This is a genomic window from Pseudomonas syringae group sp. J309-1, from assembly GCF_032582135.1.
In the GTDB taxonomy this organism is placed as follows: domain Bacteria; phylum Pseudomonadota; class Gammaproteobacteria; order Pseudomonadales; family Pseudomonadaceae; genus Aquipseudomonas; species Aquipseudomonas quasicaspiana.
Genome location: NZ_JAWHNU010000012.1, coordinates 84,785 through 104,150 on the forward strand (window position 1 = coordinate 84,785; position 19,366 = coordinate 104,150).

General features: G+C 57.9%; 15 protein-coding genes. 1 reads left to right on the plus strand and 14 read right to left on the minus strand.

Annotated elements, in window-relative coordinates:
- Nucleotides 1–154: 154 nt before the first annotated feature.
- The 13 genes from lysS to RX972_RS09735 all read right to left on the minus strand — a co-directional run bounded on the left by lysS (nt 155) and on the right by RX972_RS09735 (nt 17,711).
- Nucleotides 155–1,657 (minus strand): lysine--tRNA ligase, encoded by a 1,503-nt coding sequence (lysS, locus tag RX972_RS09675; RefSeq protein ID WP_122396167.1) that lies wholly within the window; start codon nt 1,655–1,657, stop codon nt 155–157.
- 73 nt (nt 1,658–1,730) lie between these two features.
- A protein-coding gene (prfB, locus tag RX972_RS09680) for a peptide chain release factor 2 (protein ID WP_316874615.1) occupies nt 1,731–2,826 on the minus strand; the annotation gives its coding sequence in 2 pieces (ribosomal slippage) (nt 1,731–2,753 and nt 2,755–2,826; 1,095 coding nt in all).
- A gap of 1,143 nt (nt 2,827–3,969) precedes the next feature.
- A complete protein-coding gene (locus tag RX972_RS09685; RefSeq protein WP_231676148.1) occupies nt 3,970–4,974 on the minus strand; it encodes a PleD family two-component system response regulator in 1,005 nt (334 codons plus the stop codon).
- 45 nt (nt 4,975–5,019) lie between these two features.
- On the minus strand, nt 5,020–6,030 hold the full coding sequence (locus RX972_RS09690; RefSeq protein WP_316874617.1) for a chemotaxis response regulator protein-glutamate methylesterase: 1,011 nt from the start codon (nt 6,028–6,030) through the stop codon (nt 5,020–5,022).
- Entirely contained in the window at nt 6,027–8,432 is a 2,406-nt protein-coding gene (locus RX972_RS09695; protein ID WP_316874619.1) for a hybrid sensor histidine kinase/response regulator, read from the minus strand. Before RX972_RS09695 ends, RX972_RS09690 begins: the two co-directional genes overlap by 4 nt.
- On the minus strand, nt 8,429–9,118 hold the full coding sequence (locus tag RX972_RS09700) for a chemotaxis protein CheW (RefSeq protein WP_027902619.1): 690 nt from the start codon (nt 9,116–9,118) through the stop codon (nt 8,429–8,431). The genes RX972_RS09695 and RX972_RS09700 overlap by 4 nt, the downstream gene beginning before the upstream one ends.
- Nucleotides 9,115–10,416: a protein-glutamate O-methyltransferase CheR gene (locus RX972_RS09705; RefSeq protein ID WP_316874621.1), complete on the minus strand. Its 1,302-nt coding sequence runs from the start codon at nt 10,414–10,416 to the stop codon at nt 9,115–9,117. Before RX972_RS09705 ends, RX972_RS09700 begins: the two co-directional genes overlap by 4 nt.
- On the minus strand, nt 10,413–10,952 hold the full coding sequence (locus RX972_RS09710) for a chemotaxis protein CheW (RefSeq protein WP_027902617.1): 540 nt from the start codon (nt 10,950–10,952) through the stop codon (nt 10,413–10,415). Before RX972_RS09710 ends, RX972_RS09705 begins: the two co-directional genes overlap by 4 nt.
- A 9-nt stretch (nt 10,953–10,961) precedes the next feature.
- Nucleotides 10,962–12,584, minus strand: a complete 1,623-nt coding sequence (locus tag RX972_RS09715) for a methyl-accepting chemotaxis protein (RefSeq protein WP_231676162.1) — start codon at nt 12,582–12,584, stop codon at nt 10,962–10,964.
- Nucleotides 12,585–13,099: 515 nt separating this feature from the next.
- Nucleotides 13,100–13,837, minus strand: a complete 738-nt coding sequence (locus RX972_RS09720; protein WP_027902615.1) for a tellurite resistance TerB family protein — start codon at nt 13,835–13,837, stop codon at nt 13,100–13,102.
- Nucleotides 13,838–14,069: 232 nt separating this feature from the next.
- Complete coding sequence (locus tag RX972_RS09725) at nt 14,070–15,176, minus strand: NADH:flavin oxidoreductase/NADH oxidase (RefSeq protein ID WP_316874625.1); 1,107 nt, start codon at nt 15,174–15,176, stop codon at nt 14,070–14,072.
- Between the two features lie 102 nt (nt 15,177–15,278).
- Nucleotides 15,279–16,994: a single-stranded-DNA-specific exonuclease RecJ gene (recJ, locus tag RX972_RS09730; protein ID WP_316874627.1), complete on the minus strand. Its 1,716-nt coding sequence runs from the start codon at nt 16,992–16,994 to the stop codon at nt 15,279–15,281.
- Between the two features lie 174 nt (nt 16,995–17,168).
- Entirely contained in the window at nt 17,169–17,711 is a 543-nt protein-coding gene (locus RX972_RS09735) for a YaeQ family protein (RefSeq protein ID WP_027902612.1), read from the minus strand.
- A gap of 277 nt (nt 17,712–17,988) precedes the next feature.
- Between RX972_RS09735 and RX972_RS09740 the strand changes: the two genes are divergently transcribed.
- Nucleotides 17,989–18,879, plus strand: a complete 891-nt coding sequence (locus tag RX972_RS09740; protein ID WP_231676166.1) for a TIGR02285 family protein — start codon at nt 17,989–17,991, stop codon at nt 18,877–18,879.
- A 171-nt stretch (nt 18,880–19,050) separates the two neighbouring features.
- On the opposite strand, the gene RX972_RS09745 is transcribed toward RX972_RS09740, so the two are convergent.
- The gene (locus RX972_RS09745; RefSeq protein ID WP_027902610.1) at nt 19,051–19,347 is read right to left on the minus strand and encodes a DUF3509 domain-containing protein; all 297 of its coding nucleotides are present in this window, start codon (nt 19,345–19,347) and stop codon (nt 19,051–19,053) included.
- Nucleotides 19,348–19,366 lie beyond the last annotated feature (19 nt).

Consider the following 19,366-nt stretch of genomic DNA (forward strand, 5'->3'; position numbering starts at 1 on the left):
AAGAGCAGTTGCTACAGAAGATCTCAATGACATGTGGCCAAGATGCCAGTTGCGCTGAAAATGTAAACCAACATGTCTGAACTGAAGCTTTCAGAGGCCAAATCGTCACGCAAAAAAAAGCCGCCCATCACAGGCGGCTCGTTTTTCACGTCACTTACGCTTGTGGGCGCATGTGCGGGAAGAGGATCACGTCCCGGATCGACGGGGCATTGGTTAGCAGCATGACCAGACGGTCGATGCCGATGCCTTCACCGGCAGTCGGCGGCATGCCGTACTCCAGCGCACGCACGAAGTCAGCGTCGTAGTGCATGGCTTCGTCATCGCCCGCGTCCTTGTCGGCAACCTGAGCCTGGAAGCGCTCGGCCTGATCTTCCGCGTCGTTCAACTCGGAGTAAGCGTTGGCGATTTCACGGCCGCCGATGAACAGCTCGAAACGGTCGGTGACGTTCGGGTTGTCATCGTTGCGGCGTGCCAGTGGCGACACTTCGAACGGGTACTGAGTGATGAAGTGCGGCTGCTCCAGCTTGTGCTCGACCAGCTCTTCGAAAATCATCACCTGCAGCTTGCCCAGACCTTCGAAGCCCAGCACTTTGGCGCCAGCTTTCTTGGCGATGGCACGAGCCTTGTCGATGTCTTGCAGGTCAGCAGCGGTCAGATCCGGGTTGTACTTGAGGATCGAGTCGAACACCGACAGACGCACGAATGGTTCGCCGAAGTGGAATACCTTGTCGCCGTAAGGCACATCAGTAGTCCCCAGAACCAGTTGAGCCAGTTCGCGGAACAGCTCCTCGGTGAGGTCCATGTTGTCTTCGTAATCCGCATACGCCTGATAGAACTCAAGCATGGTGAACTCAGGATTGTGACGGGTCGAGACGCCTTCGTTACGGAAGTTGCGGTTGATCTCGAACACTTTCTCGAAGCCGCCAACCACCAGACGTTTCAGGTACAGCTCAGGCGCGATACGCAGGAACATTTCCATGTCCAGCGCATTGTGGTGAGTTTCAAACGGCTTGGCTGCTGCGCCGCCAGGAATGGTCTGCAGCATTGGCGTTTCGACTTCCAGGAAGTCACGCTTCATCAGGAAGCTGCGGATGTGAGCGATGACTTGAGAACGCACACGGAAGGTATCACGCACTTCTTCGTTGACGATGAGGTCAACGTAGCGCTGACGATAGCGCTGCTCGGTATCGGTCAGACCGTGGTGCTTGTCCGGCAGCGGGCGCAGGGATTTGGTCAGCAGACGCACGCTGGTCATTTCAACGTACAGGTCGCCTTTGCCCGAACGCGCCAGAGTGCCTTCAGCAGCAATGATGTCGCCCAGGTCCCAGGTTTTCACTGCGGCCAGGGTTTCTTCCGACAAAGTCTTGCGGTTGACGTAGACCTGGATGCGACCGGTCATGTCCTGAATCACCATGAACGAGCCACGGTTGAGCATGATGCGACCGGCAACCTTGACCGGGATCGCCGCTTCAGCCAGCTCTTCCTTGGTCTTGTCCACGTACTTTTTCTGCAGGTCATTGCAGTAGCTGTCGCGGCGGAAGTCATTAGGAAAGGCCTGACCCTTGGCGCGCTCGGCAGCAAGCTTTTCCTTGCGCAGGGCGATCAGGGTGTTTTCTTCCTGTTGCAGGGCTTGCGGGTCGAGTTGTTGGTCGCTCATGTCTTTAAATATTCCATCACAGGTTCGTTGCCCCCGCGTTTGCACGGGGGTCTTGAAGATCAAGGCTGACGGGTTACAGCCCTTGTTTCAGGCTCGCAATCAGGTACTCGTCGAGATCGCCGTCCAGCACCTTGTCGCAGTCACTGCGTTCGATGTTGGTCCGCAGATCCTTGATCCGCGAGGCGTCCAGCACGTATGAACGGATCTGGTGACCCCAGCCGATATCGGACTTGGTGTCTTCCAGTGCCTGGGAAGCGGCGTTGCGTTTCTGCACTTCCTGCTCATACAAGCGCGCCCGCAACATTTTCATCGCGGTGTCTTTGTTCGCGTGCTGGGAACGTTCGTTCTGACAGCTCACCACGGTGTTGGTCGGTACGTGAGTAATCCGCACGGCCGAGTCAGTGGTGTTAACGTGCTGACCACCGGCACCGGACGAACGATAGGTATCGATACGCAGGTCCGACGGATTGATGTCGATTTCGATGTTGTCGTCGATTTCCGGAGAAACGAAGACCGCCGAGAACGAGGTGTGACGACGATTACCGGAGTCGAACGGGCTCTTGCGCACCAGACGGTGCACGCCGATTTCGGTACGCAGCCAGCCAAAGGCGTATTCGCCCTTGATGTGCACGGTAGCGCCCTTGATACCGGCGACTTCACCGGCGGACAGTTCCATGATCGTAGCGTCGAAACCGCGCTTGTCAGCCCAGCGCAGGTACATGCGCAGGAGGATGTTGGCCCAGTCCTGTGCTTCGGTACCGCCGGAACCGGCCTGGATATCCAGGTAGGCGTTGTTAGGGTCCATCTCGCCGCTGAACATGCGACGGAATTCAAGCTTCTCAAGCGACGTACGCAGGCGCTCGACTTCGGCAGCCACGTCATCGACGGCAGCCTGGTCTTCTTCTTCGGCGGACATCAGCAGCAGGTCTTTGGCATCGGCCAGACCGGAGGACATTTCGTCCAGGGTGTCTACAATCTGCGCCAACAGCGAACGCTCGCGGCCTAGTTCCTGGGCGTAGCTTGGGTTGTTCCAGACATTTGGATCTTCGAGCTCGCGGTTAACTTCGGTCAGACGATCATGTTTGTGATCGTAGTCAAAGATACCCCCGAATGGTTTCGGAGCGCTCGGACAGGTCCTTGATGCTGTTTAGGATCGGGTTGATTTCCATGGTGGGCAGCACTCGCAGGCGAAATTTTCAAAGCCGGTGAGTATACCCGAGTGAACCGGATGAAGGCAGCCCGTTGGGCAGTGGTTTGGCGTGAAAGCCACTGATAGGGTGTGAGATCTGCAGACTCTGCGGTGATCTTATCGCGGCATAGGTCTACACATCTTTCCATGCATCGATCGTGTACATATCCGTTATAGCGGTCATGGCTGATATTCGTTGCGCTTTTACAGCGCCTCACTTTTGAAAGGAGCCCAAAAGTAAGCAAAAGGCTCTTGCCCCACCACTCGGCACCTCGCTAGTGCTCGGTGTACCCGCCCGCAGATCCTGAACCGTGGGCCGCCGCAATGGGCCATCCATGGCCCGGTGCGGCTAAACCGGCATCCTTGCCGGTTTATCCACGCTTCAGAATCTGCGTTCGGCCAGCGTGTTTAACGGGGCGCCCAAGATCAAAATCAAAAGCACGGCGGCCTGACAGCCGACCTGATGCGTGAACTTTCCGGGTTTCTGTAGGTGCTGCCGAAGGCTGCGAAGCAGTGTGTCAAACGATGCAGGTGGTGATTGTGGTAACGCCTCGCGAACAAGTTCGCTCCTACCCAAGCTGTGTGAAAACCCTCAGACAAAAACAAACTGCGCGCGCTCACGTGAAATCTTTAAAAGTTTGTGTGGGTCACAGACCTCAAACTCACGTAGGAACGCGTTTTTTTGAGCGTTTTTTAGCCAGCTAATTGGCTCGTGAGGTTTTCACACAGCCTGTACCGGTCCGGGGTGAAATCGCTGCTTTTGATCTGCTTTTGACTTTGATCTTGGGCGCCCCGTTAAACCACGCCGGCCGGAATTCGATATTACTGCGTGGTGCAAACCGGCAGTGATGCCGGTTTAGCCGCCTCAGGCCATGGATGGCCGGTGGCGGCGGCCCCACGCAGTAATGTCGGATTACGGGTATGCCGAGCGACAGCGAGGCACCTAGTGGTGGGGCAAGAGCGTTTTGCTTACTTTTGTCTGGGCCGGCTTCCGGATGTTCAAAAGTGAGGCGCTGTAAAAGCGCAACCAATTAAAGCCGTGACTACGGTAACGGATATGTACACAGATACAGAATTTATCTAGATACCTATGCTCGCCGCGATACAGTCACCACAATTCCCCCTACGCCACCGAAACCTGATTACGCCCATTATGCTTGGCCGCATAAAGCCCTTTGTCCGCTTCCTGAATCAACTGGCGGCTGTTGGTGCCAGGCTGCGGGACGATGGTCGATACGCCAATGCTGACCGTCAACGAAGCGCCAGGTGTCGGCGCGATGTGCGGGATGTTCATGCCCGCGACGGTCATGCGCAGCTTCTCGGCCAGCAGCCGTGCGCCACCCGGTGACGTATTGGGCAGCACCAGCGCGAACTCCTCACCGCCATACCGCGCAGGCAGGTCTGATGGGCGAGCCGAACTGGCGCGAATGGCCTTGGCCACCTGACGCAGCGCTTCGTCGCCTTCCAGATGGCCGAAGTTGTCGTTGTACGCCTTGAAGAAATCGACATCGATCATCATCAACGACAACTGGGTCTGATCACGGCTCGCACGACGCCACTCCAGCTCCAGGTACTCGTCGAAGTGACGACGGTTGGACAGGCCTGTCAAACCATCAGAGTTCATCAGGCGCTGCAGCACGAGGTTGGTATCGAGCAACTGCTGCTGACTCACGCGCAAGGCACGGTAGGCTTCGTCACGTTGCAACAGGGTCATGTACGAACGTGAGTGGTAACGAATCCGCGCCACCAGCTCGATCGTGTCCGGCAGTTTGACCAGATAATCGTTGGCACCGGCAGAAAACGCCGCGCTCTTGATCATCGGGTCTTCCTTGGTCGAAAGCACGATGATCGGAATGTCTTTGGTCAGCGGATTATTGCGGTACTCGCGCACCAGCGTCAGGCCGTCCAGGCCTGGCATGACCAGATCCTGCAGGATAACCGTGGGCTTGATCTGGATCGCCTGAGCAATGGCCTGATGCGGATCAGCGCAGAAGTGAAAGTCGATTCGGTCCTCGTTGGCCAGACTACGCCTGACCGCTTCGCCGATCATCGCCTGATCATCGACCAGCAGCACCATGGCCGAGTTTTCGTCATCTGGCTGGAGGGAGTCCAGCAGCAAGTCATTCATTCCCGAACTCCTGTCCAGCGCCTGATAGTGATTTCGCCTGAATACTCATGGGGCGAACACCTCTTTCAAACGCATCGAAATAGTCTCCAGCGGTCTGATCTCGACCGCCGCATCAATGGCAGCTGCCGCTTTGGGCATGCCGTACACCGCACAGGACTGTTGATCCTGAGCGATGGTCAAATAACCTTGCTGGCGCATGAGTTTGAGGCCTTGAGCCCCGTCGCGTCCCATGCCCGTCAGCAAAACACCTACTGCTTCTCCGGTCCAGTAACGCGCCACGCTTTCAAAAAAAACGTCAATGGATGGCCGATAAATTTCATTGACCGGTTCTGCCGTATAGGCCAGCGTGCCGTTCTTCAATAAACGGATATGGTGATTGGTGCCCGCCAGCAGCACCGTGCCAGGCCGAGGCGGTTCGCCTTCCTGAGCCAGCCGCACCGGCAACCCCGAGGAGCTGCTGAGCCATTCAGCCATGCCAGCGGCAAAAACCTGATCCACGTGCTGCACCAACACGATGGCCGCCGGGAAATTGACCGGCAAGCCTTTCAGCAATATCTCCAGCGCTGCGGGCCCGCCTGCCGACGAACCGATAGCCACCAATTGCTGACGCTGACTACTGGAGCGCAACGGTGCCGAAACAATCGGTTCGGAGCGTTGCTCCGGGCGCATTAACCAGCCGATATTGAGGATCTTGCGCAACAGCGGTGCGGCGGCGTCCCTGGGGTTGCCTGCGCCGATGGCGGGCGTATCCACGACATCCAGCGCACCATGCCCCATCGCTTCGAACACACGATTCATATTTTGCTGGCGGTCGACGGTGACGATCACAATCGCGCAAGGCGTCGCAGCCATGATCTGCCGGGTGGCTTCGACGCCGTCCATGACCGGCATGATCAGGTCCATCAGAATGACGTCCGGAAGCAGCTCGGCGCATTTACGCACCGCCTCTGCCCCGTTGCCCGCCACCCACACCACTTCGTGCGAAGGCTCCAGAGCCACCGCCCGACGCAAGGCCTCGACTGCCATAGGCATGTCATTGACGATCGCGATCTTCATGCCTGAGCATCCCCAATCAATTCAGCAACGGCATCGAGTAACGCGTCGTCATGGAAACTGGCCTTGGCCAGATAGTAATCAGCCCCCGCATCCAGACCACGACGGCGATCTTCTTCGCGATCCTTGTAGGAAACGACCATCACTGGCAGGGACTGCAATCGAGTATCCCGACGTACCAGCGTGACCAGTTCGATACCGTCCATGCGGGGCATGTCGATATCGGTGATGAGCAAATCGAAATCTTCTGCGCGCAATGCATTCCAGCCATCCATACCGTCCACGGCAACGGCCACTTCGTAGCCGCGATTGACCAGTAACTTGCGCTGCAACTCACGTACCGTCAACGAATCGTCGACCACCAGCACACGTTTGCGCGATACAGCGTCAATCTGACGATTGCGCCGATCGATGCGCTCCAGACGTCCGGTGTTGAGCAACTTCTCTACCGAACGCAGCATATCCTCGACATCGATGATCAGCACCGCCGAGCCATCGTCGAGCAAGGCACCCGCGGAGATGTCCTGGACCTTGCCCAGCCGGGGATCCAAAGGCAATACCACGAGCGTGCGCTCGCCGATAAAACGCTCGACAGCAACGCCATAGACCGCATCCCGCTCACGGATCACCACGACTTTGAGCACACCTTCAGAGCTCTGGCTTGGTGGCCGGTGCAGTAACTGGCTAGCGGCGACCAGGCCGACGTGTCGCCCTTCATGCCAGAAATGCTGGCGCCCTTCGAGCTGGACAATATCGTCGCTGTGCACATCGCTCATGCGCTCAATGTGCGCCAACGGGAACGCATAGGCTTCGCCGCCGACCTCTACTACCAGGCTGCGCACTACCGACAGGGTTAACGGCACTTCCACCACAAACCGGGTGCCATGGTTTGCCTGCTGTTCAGCGAAGACCACGCCGCGCAGTTGGCGAACCATGTCATGGACAGCGTCAAGGCCGACGCCACGTCCGGAAATTTCGGTGACTTTGTCTTTCAAACTGAAACCGGGCAGAAACAGGAACGTCAGCAGTTCTTCTTCGCTCAATTGCGACGCCGTTTCAGCAGGCGATAATTGACGCTTGATGATATTGCTGCGCAACCGCTCAAGGTCAACACCGCCGCCGTCATCGCTGAGCTCGACCTGCAACTGGCCCGCTTGATGGGACGCTTTGAGACGAATCAGTCCTTCTGCCGGTTTACCCGCAGCCAGCCGCGTTTCAGGTAGCTCGATGCCGTGGTCCACAGCGTTGCGCAGCAAATGGGTCAGCGGGGCCTCGAGCTTTTCCAGCACATCACGATCGACCTGGGTTTTTTCGCCTTCGATTTCCAGCCGGACCTGCTTGCCCAGCTCGCGTCCGAGATCACGCACCATGCGCGCCTGACCGGCCAGAACATCGGCAAACGGTCGCATCCGGCAAGCCAGTGCAGTGTCATAAAGCTCCTGCGCTCGCTGCCCCGCCACCCAGCCGAATTCGTCAAGTTCAGCAGTCTGGCTAACCAGCATCTGCTGCGCTTCGGCGAGTAGACGGCGCGCTTCGTCCAGGGCTTTTTGCGCATCCGGACCAAGACCGGCCTCACCAAAACTGGCCTCAAGATCATCCAGCGCGCGACTGCTGCCGGTCTGGATACGCTTGAGCCGCTGCATATTGGCCAGATAAGGCTTGATGCGTTGCGTCTCGACCAGTGACTTGCTCGATAGATCCAGCAAGCTGTTCAGTCGCTCGGCCGTCACCCGCAACACGCGCTCGCCGCCCTCGGATGCCCGACGGTTACGCCGCATGGCAGGCGCAGCAACAGGCTCAACCGGGCCTTCGTCGACAGACGACAACGGCTCCGGCACTGGCACTGGCACTGGCACAGTCGCAATACCGGGCACCGGATTTTCGTCAGGAAGCTTGAGTGCGAGCAACGGATCAAGACCGGAAGGCGTCGATTGCGTCAACCCCATCGCGGCCGCCAACAAGGCATCGTCCGCGGACGGTGTTGATAGCGTCGCACCGCGCAGCATACCGCTGCCCTGGGTCATCAGGGTGTTCATCCGTTCTACGTAAGCGTCGATATCGGCCTGCGCGACGCTGCTCACGCCAGGCGTCGCAATACGCATCAACAGATCAGTCCCTTGCAGCAAGGCGTCGATATGTTCGGGCTGCAGATAAAGACGACCTTCCTGAGCGCTGACCAGACAATCTTCCATGACATGGGCAACGCTGACACCGAAATGGACACCGACGATACGTGCCGCGCCTTTGAGTGAGTGGGCGGCACGCATGCAGGCTTCCAGGTGATCGGCCTGGGTCGGGTCACGCTCAAGGGCAAGCAAACCACCGCTCAGTACTTGAGTCTGGGCTTCGGCCTCAAGGGTGAACAGCTCGAACAGCGAGGCATCGCGCATTTCATCTGGCGTCATGAAAGGCTCCGATTGATCGCCGACAACAGTTGTTCTTCATCGAGCAGACGCAGGCTGTAATCCTTCCATTGCAAGACACCTCGGGTAAAGCGCGCGTTGGCATGCGTTCCGGAAGTCGAAGCCGAGTCCAGCAGATCTTCTTCGATGGCATGGATACCGTGAATTTCATCCACCGGCACCACCACCGGACCGCCGTCAGCGGCCACGATCAGCATGCGCGGCATAATCCGGCTCGATTGCGCAGGCACAACCGTCGTATCAAGCCCCAACAATTCCACCAGTGAAAGGCAGGCAACCAGCGCACCACGCACATTGGCCACACCGAGCAGTGCCCGGGAACGCTGATGCGGCAGCGAATGAATGGTTTGTGATGGTGCAATCTCGACCATACAGCGAGTGGGGAACCCCAGCCACTCTTCGCCCAGACGGAAAACCAGAATCGAGCGCGTCCTGGTCTTGACCTTGAAATCGGCCCCTTGCACATGATCGTCATCGCCTCGGGTCAGCGCGTAGCGATCCAGCAAGCTGGTAGCCGCTGCGGCATAGACCGGGCAGTTACGGCAGTGGATATGCTCCACCAGCAGCGGGCACGACCGGTCACCATGAATGCCGATGCGATTCCAGCAGTCATCGATTGCCTGCGCATCCTCGTGGATGAAGCTCGAATAGCTGAAGATTCTGCTCATCGCGGGCTACCACCTTGCTTGTTCATACTGCGGGCCGCACGTTCATTCAGCCTGCGTGCCCCGGCGCTATCACCCTGGGCCGCCAGCAACGCTGCAAGTTGCGCCAATGCCTCCGGGTGTTGCGGCTGCAAATACAGCGCCTTGCGATAAAAGCCCTGAGCCTGGGCATTGCTGCCTTCGACCTCGCTGAGCAACCCCAACCAGTAAAACACCTGCGCCACGGGTTCATGGCTTTTCAGAAAGCGCTCACACGCAGCGCGTGCATCAGCGCTTTTGCCTTCGTTGGCAAGGCTGGCGATGGTGGCGAGCAATGTCGCAACGTCGTCTCTACCCGTTGCCGTAACAGGGCTCCCCGTTGCAACGGAAGGTGACCGTTGCGTAGGCGCAAGCGACACGGTGGTCGGTCGCGGCGGAGTACGCGAAACGCTTCGCGGGTTGAAACCCGGCGGGACAATTGCACTGCGCGGAGAGGGCTCAGCAGGCAGCGGTACGGGCTCTTGCGGAGCGCTGTAATGACTGAACGCAAAAGTCTGGGGAATACCAATCGAGCGCATGCCCATGCGCGTCAACAGGCTGCCTTCGGCAGGCCCGATAAACAGAATGCCGTCATCGCGGGTCAGGCGCTTGAGCACCTCAAACACATGTTTCTGCGTGGGCTGATCGAAATAGATCAGCAAATTACGACAGAACACGAAGTCATAGGCCGTCTGGTTTGTCAGTGCCGGATCGAGCAAATTGCCGGCACGGAAGCTGATCCGTTCACGCACCCGATCCTGTAACTCGAAACCGTCGTCGGAGGCGTTGAAATAACGATCACGATAAGAAATGTCATCGCCGCGAAACGAGTTTTTACCGTACACGCCGCGCTCTGCGCGCTGAATTGATATCGGGCTGATATCCATTGCATCGATGGTGAACTGCGCTGCCAGCGCACCCGCATCCAGCAGAGCCATGGCGATGGAATAAGGTTCTTCACCCGTGGAACACGGCAGGCTGAGGATACGGATCGGCCGTAAGCCGTTCAGCTCGGCAATGCGTGCCTTGGCGAGGTTGCCTAATGAAACAAAGGATTCCGGATAGCGAAAAAACCAGGTTTCGGGAACGATTACAGCCTCGATCAACGCCTGTTGCTCTTCAGCCGATGACTGCAGAAGCTGCCAGTAACCGTCGCTGTCGATAGCCTTGGTGGCCAGATAACGCTGACGAATCGCACGCTCGACGATCGCCTCACCTATGGAAGCGACATCAAGACCGATGCGGTCCTTGAGAAAACCGAAGAAGCGCGCCTCCTGGCTCATGGTGCCTCTCCAATCAATTCAGCTTCCGGGGGCTGCGCCGGATAGAGCAACTCACGCACCTGATCACTGAGCAAGTCCTGGACGTGGATCCACTGCACAAGCCCTGACGCGTCTTCGCGTACCGGCCCCAGATAGGACGCCTCAGGATTGTCCAGGCCGTAGTCCTTGAACTCGTCCGGCGCGCATCGCAGCATGTCGGTGGCCTGCTCGATAATCAGCCCCAGCAAGCGCTTGGGCTGTCCGGCATCAACCTGGTAATGCACCAACACCAATCGCGTACTGGTTCGCGACTTGGCGATCTGCCCGAACGCCAACGCTGCAAGATCAATCACGGGGATCATATCGCCGCGATGGGCCAACACACCTGCGACCCATCGTGGAGCCTGGGCAATGGCCTTGAGCGGTAGACGCGGCAGCACTTCGGCGACTTGCAGCGCCTCCAGTGCGTAGCGTTCATCGCCGATACGAAATAGCAGGAACAGCTTGTTTTTCGGCACTACCGAGGAACTGCCGCGACTGACCGGTTGATCGCTCATGGTCAGTACTCAGACTTTGAAACGCGAAACGCCGCTACGCAAACCGACCGCCACCTGACTCAACTCATCAATGGCAAAACTGGCCTGACGCAAGGACTCCACAGTCTGGCTACTGGCATCGCCCAACTGCACAAGCGCCTGATTGATCTGCTCGGCGCCGGTGGCCTGAGCCTGCATGCCTTCGTTGACCATCAACACCCGAGGCGCCAACGCCTGCACCTGATGAATAATCTGCGTCAACTGTTCGCCGACCTGGGTGACTTCGAACATGCCGCGGCGCACTTCCTCGGAGAACTTGTCCATGCCCATCACACCGGCAGACACCGCCGACTGGATCTCACGGACCATCTGCTCGATGTCATAAGTCGCCACCGCAGTCTGGTCAGCCAGACGGCGTACTTCTGTCGCAACCACCGCAAAACCACGGCCATACTCACCGGCTTTCTCAGCTTCGATGGCAGCATTGAGCGACAGCAGGTTGGTCTGGTCAGCAACCTTGACGATGGTCACGACCACCTGATTGATGTTGCCGGCCTTCTCATTGAGGATCGCCAGTTTGGCGTTGACCAGATCCGCCGCGCCCATCACCTGGTGCATGGTGTCTTCCATCCGCGCCAGGCCCTGCTGGCCGGAACCGGCGAGGATCGAAGCCTGATCAGCAGCACTGGTCACTTCGGTCATCGTGCGTACCAGGTCGCGGGAAGTGGCCGCAATTTCCCGGGAAGTCGCGCCGATCTCGGTGGTCGTCGCTGCGGTCTCGGTCGCCGTGGCCTGCTGCTGCCGGGAGGTTGCAGCGATCTCGGTGACGGAGGTCGTAACCTGTACCGAAGAGCGTTGCGCCTGGGAAACCAGCCCGGTCAACTCGGTCATCATGTCGTTGAAGCCGGTTTCCACAGCGCCGAATTCGTCTTTGCGATCCAGATTGAGCCGTTTGCTCAAGTCGCCCGTGCGCATGGTTTCAAGGATGCTGACGATGCGTTGCATCGGCGACATGATCGAGCGCATCAGCAACAGCCCGCATGATGTCGCAGCAATGATCGCAATGAGCAGAGAAAGCCCCATGCTGATTTTTGCGCCGGTAACAGCCACGACAATTCGGTCGGTAGCGTCATCAGCTACTTTTTTGTTGATGACGATGATGTCGTTAAGTTGCTTACGACCCGCCGACCATACTGGTCTGGTCTGATCATAAAACTCGGTCTTGGCTTTTATATAGTCGCCGCGCTGGAAACTGGTGTGCACGTCATTGAGCAGGCGCGTGTACGTCTCGCGCTGCCGCTCGAAGTCAGTGAAATTTGCGCGATCGTTATCGTCGAAGATGGTCTGTTTATAGTTGTCCACCTGCTGCTGAAGACGCGCCTCGAAATCCTTGAACTGGTCTTTTTCCGGGCCGGTCAACTCACGTCCTTCTCCTTCACCGATCAGCTCGAGAGTGCGGATGTAACTTTCTCCCCAGGCGCTGCGCAGCAGGGTGCTGTAGTACACGCCTGGAAGTGCATCAAGGCGAACTTCTTCTTCACTGGACTGAATGGATAGCAGGCGGGAAAACGACACGACAACCATCATGAGCATGATGGCGATAATTACGGCGAAACTCGCCAAGATCCGTTGGCGTAAGGTCCAGTTCTTCACGGTCATCCCTCAAGAGTTCAACACCGGACTTCACGCCGGGTTCAAGAAGCGGACCGACTAACGGCCCAACGCGGCCTGAGTATAGCCCAGGCTCTGACGAACTAAGGGGGTTGTTTCAGAGATAAATTAGGCATATTCCCACAAGACCCCGAGAATTTTCTTAAAGGCCTTGGGTATTCGAAGGAATGCAGGGTGCGATGGAGTTTTACAAATGGGTATTTTGGCAGCTGGACACAAGAACTGTGGGAGCCGCCCCGGTGTCACTGACACCACGCTGTCGCGCAGCAAACACGGGACCTGTAGGAGTGAGCTTGCTCGCGATTCGATCTGTTGGTCGATGAATATATTGCCTGTGCTGAAGCTATCGCGAGCAAGCTCACTCCTACAGAAAATGCATTTCAAATCAGGTAGTTATTTCTTGTTTGATAGGAGCGAGGCTTGCCCGCGATAAATGAGACACGGTTGAAAGGCATACCGCGTTGTCATTTGCTGCGAGCAAGCATAATCGACTGCAATCAACCCTGAGCCTGGCGCACCTGTATCTCCAACTCAGCTTTCAACGCGGGTGCCAGCTTGAGCTGACGGGCCAGTTCGTCCAGATAAACACGCTCCATGAATTGCTCTTCATCCACCAGCATCACACTGGCGATGTACATTTCTGCAGCCATTTCCGGCGTCTTCGCGGCGCGCGCGACTTCAACGGGGTCCAGTGGCTTGTTCAGTTCGGCGTGCAGCCATTGTTGCAGCTCCTGATCACCGGTCAGCTTGGTAAATTCACCTTCGATCAACTCACGTTCGCGCTCATCCACGTGACCGTCAGATTTTGCCGCGGCAACCAGGGCCCGAAGGATTGCCTGACTGTGCTCCTCGACTTGCTCCGGTGGCAGACGATCAATGGTTTGTGGCTCACCCTGAGTGGCCAGACCCTGCTTGGCCTGCCAGTTGCCATATGCCTTGTAGGCAATGACGCCCAGCGCCGCCAAGCCACCATAGGTCAGCACTTTGCCGCCGACTTTGCGCCCGCCCTTGCTGCCCATCAGCAAACCCATGGCACCGGAAGCCAGGGCACCACCACCCGCCCCCGACAACAGACTGCTCAAACCACCGCCGCCAGCACCGCCCAGCAAACCACCCAGGCCGCCCGCGGCAGAGGATTTCTTGCCGCCTTGCTGATGCCCGGCACCACCGGCCTTGTTCTGCAGCATCTCCTGGCCGGATTTAAGAAGTTGGTCGAGTAAGCCACGCGTGTTCATGGAAAGCCTCCACAGACTTTTTTCATTCGATTGGGTACACGGCAGAGTAAAACGAAGTGTGTCAGGACTGGAGAGTCGGTGTGCTTCCAGATGTTGCAACGACGCGGGACCGGCATTAGCCGGGAAGGCCGAATGACTGGCGACAGAAATGAGCCGACTGTATCGGCCCATTCCCGGCTAGCCGGTCCCACGGTGTGATGCTTGTTCGCAAGCGCCGACTCTCACTCAGGCACTAATCCCGCAAATCAGACTCATGAATCGGCTGGTCGCGATGGGTCGCACGTTGATACTGCGCAGGCCAGGTTGCCTTGCGGCCGCCGAGGTCATCGTCGGCATGCAGCGGCCAGTAGGGATCACGCAACAGTTCGCGGGCGAGCAGGATGATATCGGCCTGCCCAGTGCGCAGGATATGTTCGGCCTGAGCCGGTTCAGTGATCATGCCTACGGTGCCCGTCGCCATGTCCGACTCCTTGCGAACCCGTTCGGCGAAGCGCGTCTGATACCCCGGACCCACCGGAATTTCAGCATTGGCTGAAGTGCCGCCCGACGACACGTCAATCAGGTCAACACCCAAATCTTTCAAGCGGCGCGCCAGTTCAACGGTTTCATCGGGGTTCCAGCCATCTTCCACCCAGTCAGTGGCGGAGACCCGCACAAACAAAGGCAACTCTTCAGGCCACACGGCACGGACCGCTTGAGTCACCTCCAGCGTCAGGCGAATACGGTTTTCAAATGAGCCGCCGTATTTATCCTGACGCTGATTGCTGAGCGGCGACAGGAACTGGTGCAACAGATAGCCGTGGGCGGCATGCACTTCAACCACCTTGAAACCGGCCGTCAGCGCCCGCTTTGCAGAGGCCACGAAGGCTTGAATGACGTCCTGAATCTGCGCCTCGCTCAATTGCACCGGAGCAGTATGTTTGGGATCGAAAGCAATCGGCGATGGCCCCCAAGGCGTCCAGCCGCCCTCTTCGGCTTTGATGCTGCCCGACTTGCCCAACCACGGCCGCCAGGTGCTGGCCTTGCGCCCGGCGTGAGCAAGCTGAATGCCTGCAACAACACCTTGAGCGTTGATGAAGCGGGTGATTCGCTGCAAGCCTTCGATCTGCTCATCGTTCCACAGGCCAAGGTCTTCAGGCGTGATTCTGCCATCTTTGGTGACCGCAACGGCCTCGGTAAAGACAAGGCCGGCACCGCCCACTGCTCGGCTGCCAAGGTGAACCAGATGCCAGTCGTTTGTCAGGCCATCGAGCGCTGAGTACTGACACATCGGGGATACCGCGATGCGGTTGCGCAGGGTTAGCTGGCGTAAGGTGTAGGGTTCTAACAACAAGCTCATGGGAACCTCTCAGGCTGTAATAGGCAGCAGGGCACGTGATAAAAAAACGTGCCTGAAGCCTAGTCGACAACCCAATACCTTTGAGGGTTCCTGCTGTTTGCCCTAGCGCGGCGCGATGTGCGCGACCATGAGCTGGACGGTTTCATTGCCGCGAAACTCGTTGAGATCCAGTTTATAGGCCAGTTCGACCCAACGGATGTTCGGGTTCGGCCAGACATCACGATCCACACCAAATGCGATGGCATCAAGTTTCACGCTGCCGCACTCACTTTTTAGCACCATCTTCAGATGACGCTCACCTACCACCCGCTGCTCTACCAGCTGGAAGAGACCGTGAAACAGCGGCTCGGGGAAGTGCTGACCCCACGGACCTGCATTGCGCAGTGCGCGGGCCAGCTCCAGGTGAAATTCTTCGACCGCCAACGCGCCGTCAGACAGCAGACGGCCGGTCAGGTCCTCTTCATTCAATTGGCGCCGCACTTCTACATCGAAAGCTTCGGCGAACGCCGGGAAGTTCTCCTCCGGCAATGACAATCCCGCCGCCATTGCGTGGCCGCCAAACTTGCTGATCAGTTCGGGATGGTGGGCAGCCACAGCGTCCAGTGCGTCACGAATGTGGAAACCGGGTACTGAGCGAGCGGACCCCTTTAGCATGCCCTCACCAGCACTGGCGAATGCGATGGTCGGACGGTGGTAACGCTCTTTCATGCGCGACGCGAGGATGCCAATCACCCCTTGGTGCCAGTCTGGTTCGAACAGGCAAAGGCCGAACGGCATCGACTCCAGCGGCAAGTCCTTGAGCTGGGCCAGCGCCTCACGCTGCATGCCTTGCTCAATGGATTTGCGGTCCTGATTCAGCTCATCCAGTTGCACGGCCATTTCACGGGCCAGGGTTTCGTCTTCGCAGAGCAGGCATTCGATACCCAGACTCATGTCGTCCAGACGCCCCGCCGCGTTCAGTCGCGGCCCGAGAATGAACCCCAGGTCAGTAGAGGTAATGCGTTTGTGGTCGCGACGTGCAACTTCGAGAATCGCTTTCAGGCCTGGACGCGCACGGCCTGCGCGTATACGCAGCAAGCCCTGATGCACCAGAATGCGATTATTGGTATCCAGCGGCACCACGTCGGCGACGCTGCCCAAAGCGACCAGATCCAGCAATTCGCCCAGGTTGGGTTGTGCGCGCTGATTAGCCTCGAACCAGCCACTGTCTCGCAGCCGCGCACGCAACGCCATCAACACATAGAAAATAACCCCGACGCCAGCCAGGGCCTTGCTTGGGAACGTGCAGCCTGGCTGATTGGGATTGACGATAGCGTCAGCCGCAGGCAGTTCGTGGCCTGGCAAGTGATGATCGGTGACCAGCACATGCAGGCCTGCCGCTTTCGCCGCGGCGACACCTTCAACGCTGGAGATGCCGTTATCGACAGTCATCAGCAGTTGAGGCTCGCGCTCCAGCGCAACTGCGACAATTTCCGGGGTCAGGCCGTAACCGTACTCGAAGCGATTGGGCACCAGATAATCAACATGCGCGGCACCCAGCAGCCTCAGCCCCAACACGCCTACTGTGCTTGCTGTAGCGCCATCAGCATCAAAATCGCCAACGATGAGGATCCGCTGCCGCTCGTTCAGCGCCGCGACCAACAAGTCTACCGCCGCATCGATCCCCTTGAGTTGCTGATAAGGAATCAACCGCGCCAGGCTCTTGTCGAGTTCGGCTTCTGACAGCACACCCCGCGCGGCATACAGCCGGGTCAGCAACGGCGGCAGATCGCCGAGAAAAGGCAGGGTTTGCGGCAGGAGACGAGGTTCGATGCGCATGCGGTTTTTTTGATTCCGACCAGACGTTAAATAACTGACTAACTGAATTTAAATGCTTTTCTGCAGGAGCTCATGAACACCGCGAGGCAGAGATGGCGGTCTGCCTGATAAACCGCTATCGCGGCCTCGCGGTGCTCGTGCGCTCCTACAGGAGGCGTCGAGACCTGGACGACCTCAGCCGCGCTCGCCGGTAAGCCATTGCAGCTGGACTTCATGCTGACCACGATCATCCGTGACGAATATGGTCCCTTCGCTGATCATCACATCCCACTTGATGACCCGCGGCATGTCCTTGGCCAGCACCTCGAGCACTTCTTGCGGAACAGCGGCGACGTTGACGTTTTTCAGGTTCTTGATAGCCGGAATAACCTTCCCTTCCCACACGCGCAGGCTGCCATAGGCCAGCAGACTGGTACGTTCGGTACGGCGCGAACACCATGTCAGGCGATCAGAGTCAGGCTGGCCAACTTCGATCCAGTGCAGGACGCGGTCATCAAGACTTTTTTCCCACAGCGCAGGCTCATCCACATCCGAAAGGCCACGACCAAAAGACAGCTGCTCGTTGTACCAGAAGGCATAAGCCAGCAGGCGCACGGTCATGCGCTCCTCGGTTTCCGAAGGATGACGGGCAATGGTCTGTTTGACGGTTTCGTAAACCCCACGATCAAGATCGGTAAGGTTGAGTTCGAATTTGTAGGTCGTGGACGGCTGGGCCATGAACGGGCTTCTAGATACGGGGAAAGGCGGCAAGTCTACCCGATGCAGCCCCATTGAACGACCCGCTCCAGCCGATTGGCTGTGATGTCTGCAGTGGTTGATGATCCGGAGCGGTTTGCACAGTGACAAATACCCTTAAGGGGGGTCAGGCAAAGCCCGATATTCCTGGCGACGGGTTATGAGTGATACTGCGCGGCACGCTCGACCTGGAGCGTCTATTCTCCTGCGCGTCATCTGACGCCTATACTCCAGCCATTTCCCGGGGACGACATCCGCGATGCCTTATCGCAACTCGCATCCCGCCAGACCGACACTGGTCATCTGCCTCGCCCTGCTGAGTCTCATGGCTCTGCCACGCTTCAGCCATGCAAAGGACACGCTGATATGGCTGCTAAGGGACTTGCCTCCTTCGACGATTTTTTCCGGCCCTGATGAAGGAAAAGGCGCTGTCGACAGACTGATGCCATTACTCATCGCCCGGATGCCTGAATATGACCATCTGCTGATGCGCGTGAACCGTGCACGCGGGATGCAAATGCTCAAGGAGGGCGTTTTTGCGTGCGACCCCACCTTACTCTGGACGCAGGAACGGGCCAAAAGCATTGTATTTTCGATCCCGACTTTTGCGGCATTCAGCAACGGTTTGATTGTGCGCCAGCAGGACATGGCCCAGTTCACTCCGTATGTGGATCGCAGCGTGGTCGATCTGGATGCCGTGCTGAAAAGCAAGACCGTGAAGATAGGCGTGGTTGCCGAGCGCAGCTATGGACTGGTCATTGATCAGATTCTGAGCAAGGTTGCGGACGACGAATTGAGCATGCATTACGGCGGCGATGCCGTTGGCAGTTTATTGCAAATGGAGCGACTGGGACGCTTGCAAGGTCTGATCAGCTATTGGCCGGAAGCGCTTTATCAAGCACGCCAGCAAGGAATACCCGAACAGGATCTGGTCTTCTTGCCGGTCAAAGGCGCTCCCAAGTACCAGTTCACGCATATAGGCTGCTCGAACACAGTGCAGGGTCGGCAAGCCATGGAGATCATCAATCGCGAGATGCGGATACTGCGCGAGACGAAGCTGGTGGGATTCTATGCGCAGTGGCTACCGCCCTCAAAACGCGAGGAATATCTGGAAGACGCCAAAACGTTTTTCGAGAAGCCGGGCATGTAAAACGGAATTGCGCAGGCTTGAAAAAAAGAAACCCCGAGCAGCGGGGAGACTACTCGGGGTAAACCGTGGTCCATTCGGGACCAGTACGAACAGGTTGAGCCACCGGAGCACAGTGTCTGAACCTGCCGTAAAGAGTCAGAGCACTAATGGACCGTAAGGTTCCAGATCACTTCAAACAAAGCCCGGCGCCGGGATGAACGGACGACCCAGGGCTGCGTTGCGCATTGCCGCAATCACGCAAGGCTCGATGCGCCCTTCGGCCACCATCAAATCACGACGCAAACCATCAACTACATCCGTCAGCTGGCGTTTGTCACACAGATGCGCTGCGGTGAATGTGCGCTCGATTACTACTGCACCGGCTGCATCCTTGATAGACACCAGGCGCTCACCCAATGGTCCAACAGGCCCAAGGTCGGCCTGGTAAGGTGCCAGCGCTTCACTTAGCAGTAAGCTGATATTTTCCATCCGGATCACCACTCAACAA

What these genes read in the sequence shown, in the direction of transcription:
- lysS (WP_122396167.1), bottom strand. Translation starts at nt 1,657, where the DNA reads ATGAGCGACCAACAACTCGACCCGCAAGCCCTGCAACAGGAAGAAAAC.
- RX972_RS09685 (WP_231676148.1), bottom strand. Translation starts at nt 4,974, where the DNA reads ATGAATGACTTGCTGCTGGACTCCCTCCAGCCAGATGACGAAAACTCG.
- RX972_RS09690 (WP_316874617.1), bottom strand. Translation starts at nt 6,030, where the DNA reads ATGAAGATCGCGATCGTCAATGACATGCCTATGGCAGTCGAGGCCTTG.
- RX972_RS09695 (WP_316874619.1), bottom strand. Translation starts at nt 8,432, where the DNA reads ATGACGCCAGATGAAATGCGCGATGCCTCGCTGTTCGAGCTGTTCACC.
- RX972_RS09700 (WP_027902619.1), bottom strand. Translation starts at nt 9,118, where the DNA reads ATGAGCAGAATCTTCAGCTATTCGAGCTTCATCCACGAGGATGCGCAG.
- RX972_RS09705 (WP_316874621.1), bottom strand. Translation starts at nt 10,416, where the DNA reads ATGAGCCAGGAGGCGCGCTTCTTCGGTTTTCTCAAGGACCGCATCGGT.
- RX972_RS09710 (WP_027902617.1), bottom strand. Translation starts at nt 10,952, where the DNA reads ATGAGCGATCAACCGGTCAGTCGCGGCAGTTCCTCGGTAGTGCCGAAA.
- RX972_RS09720 (WP_027902615.1), bottom strand. Translation starts at nt 13,837, where the DNA reads ATGAACACGCGTGGCTTACTCGACCAACTTCTTAAATCCGGCCAGGAG.
- RX972_RS09725 (WP_316874625.1), bottom strand. Translation starts at nt 15,176, where the DNA reads ATGAGCTTGTTGTTAGAACCCTACACCTTACGCCAGCTAACCCTGCGC.
- recJ (WP_316874627.1), bottom strand. Translation starts at nt 16,994, where the DNA reads ATGCGCATCGAACCTCGTCTCCTGCCGCAAACCCTGCCTTTTCTCGGC.
- RX972_RS09735 (WP_027902612.1), bottom strand. Translation starts at nt 17,711, where the DNA reads ATGGCCCAGCCGTCCACGACCTACAAATTCGAACTCAACCTTACCGAT.
- RX972_RS09740 (WP_231676166.1), top strand. Translation starts at nt 17,989, where the DNA reads ATGCCTTATCGCAACTCGCATCCCGCCAGACCGACACTGGTCATCTGC.
- RX972_RS09745 (WP_027902610.1), bottom strand. Translation starts at nt 19,347, where the DNA reads ATGGAAAATATCAGCTTACTGCTAAGTGAAGCGCTGGCACCTTACCAG.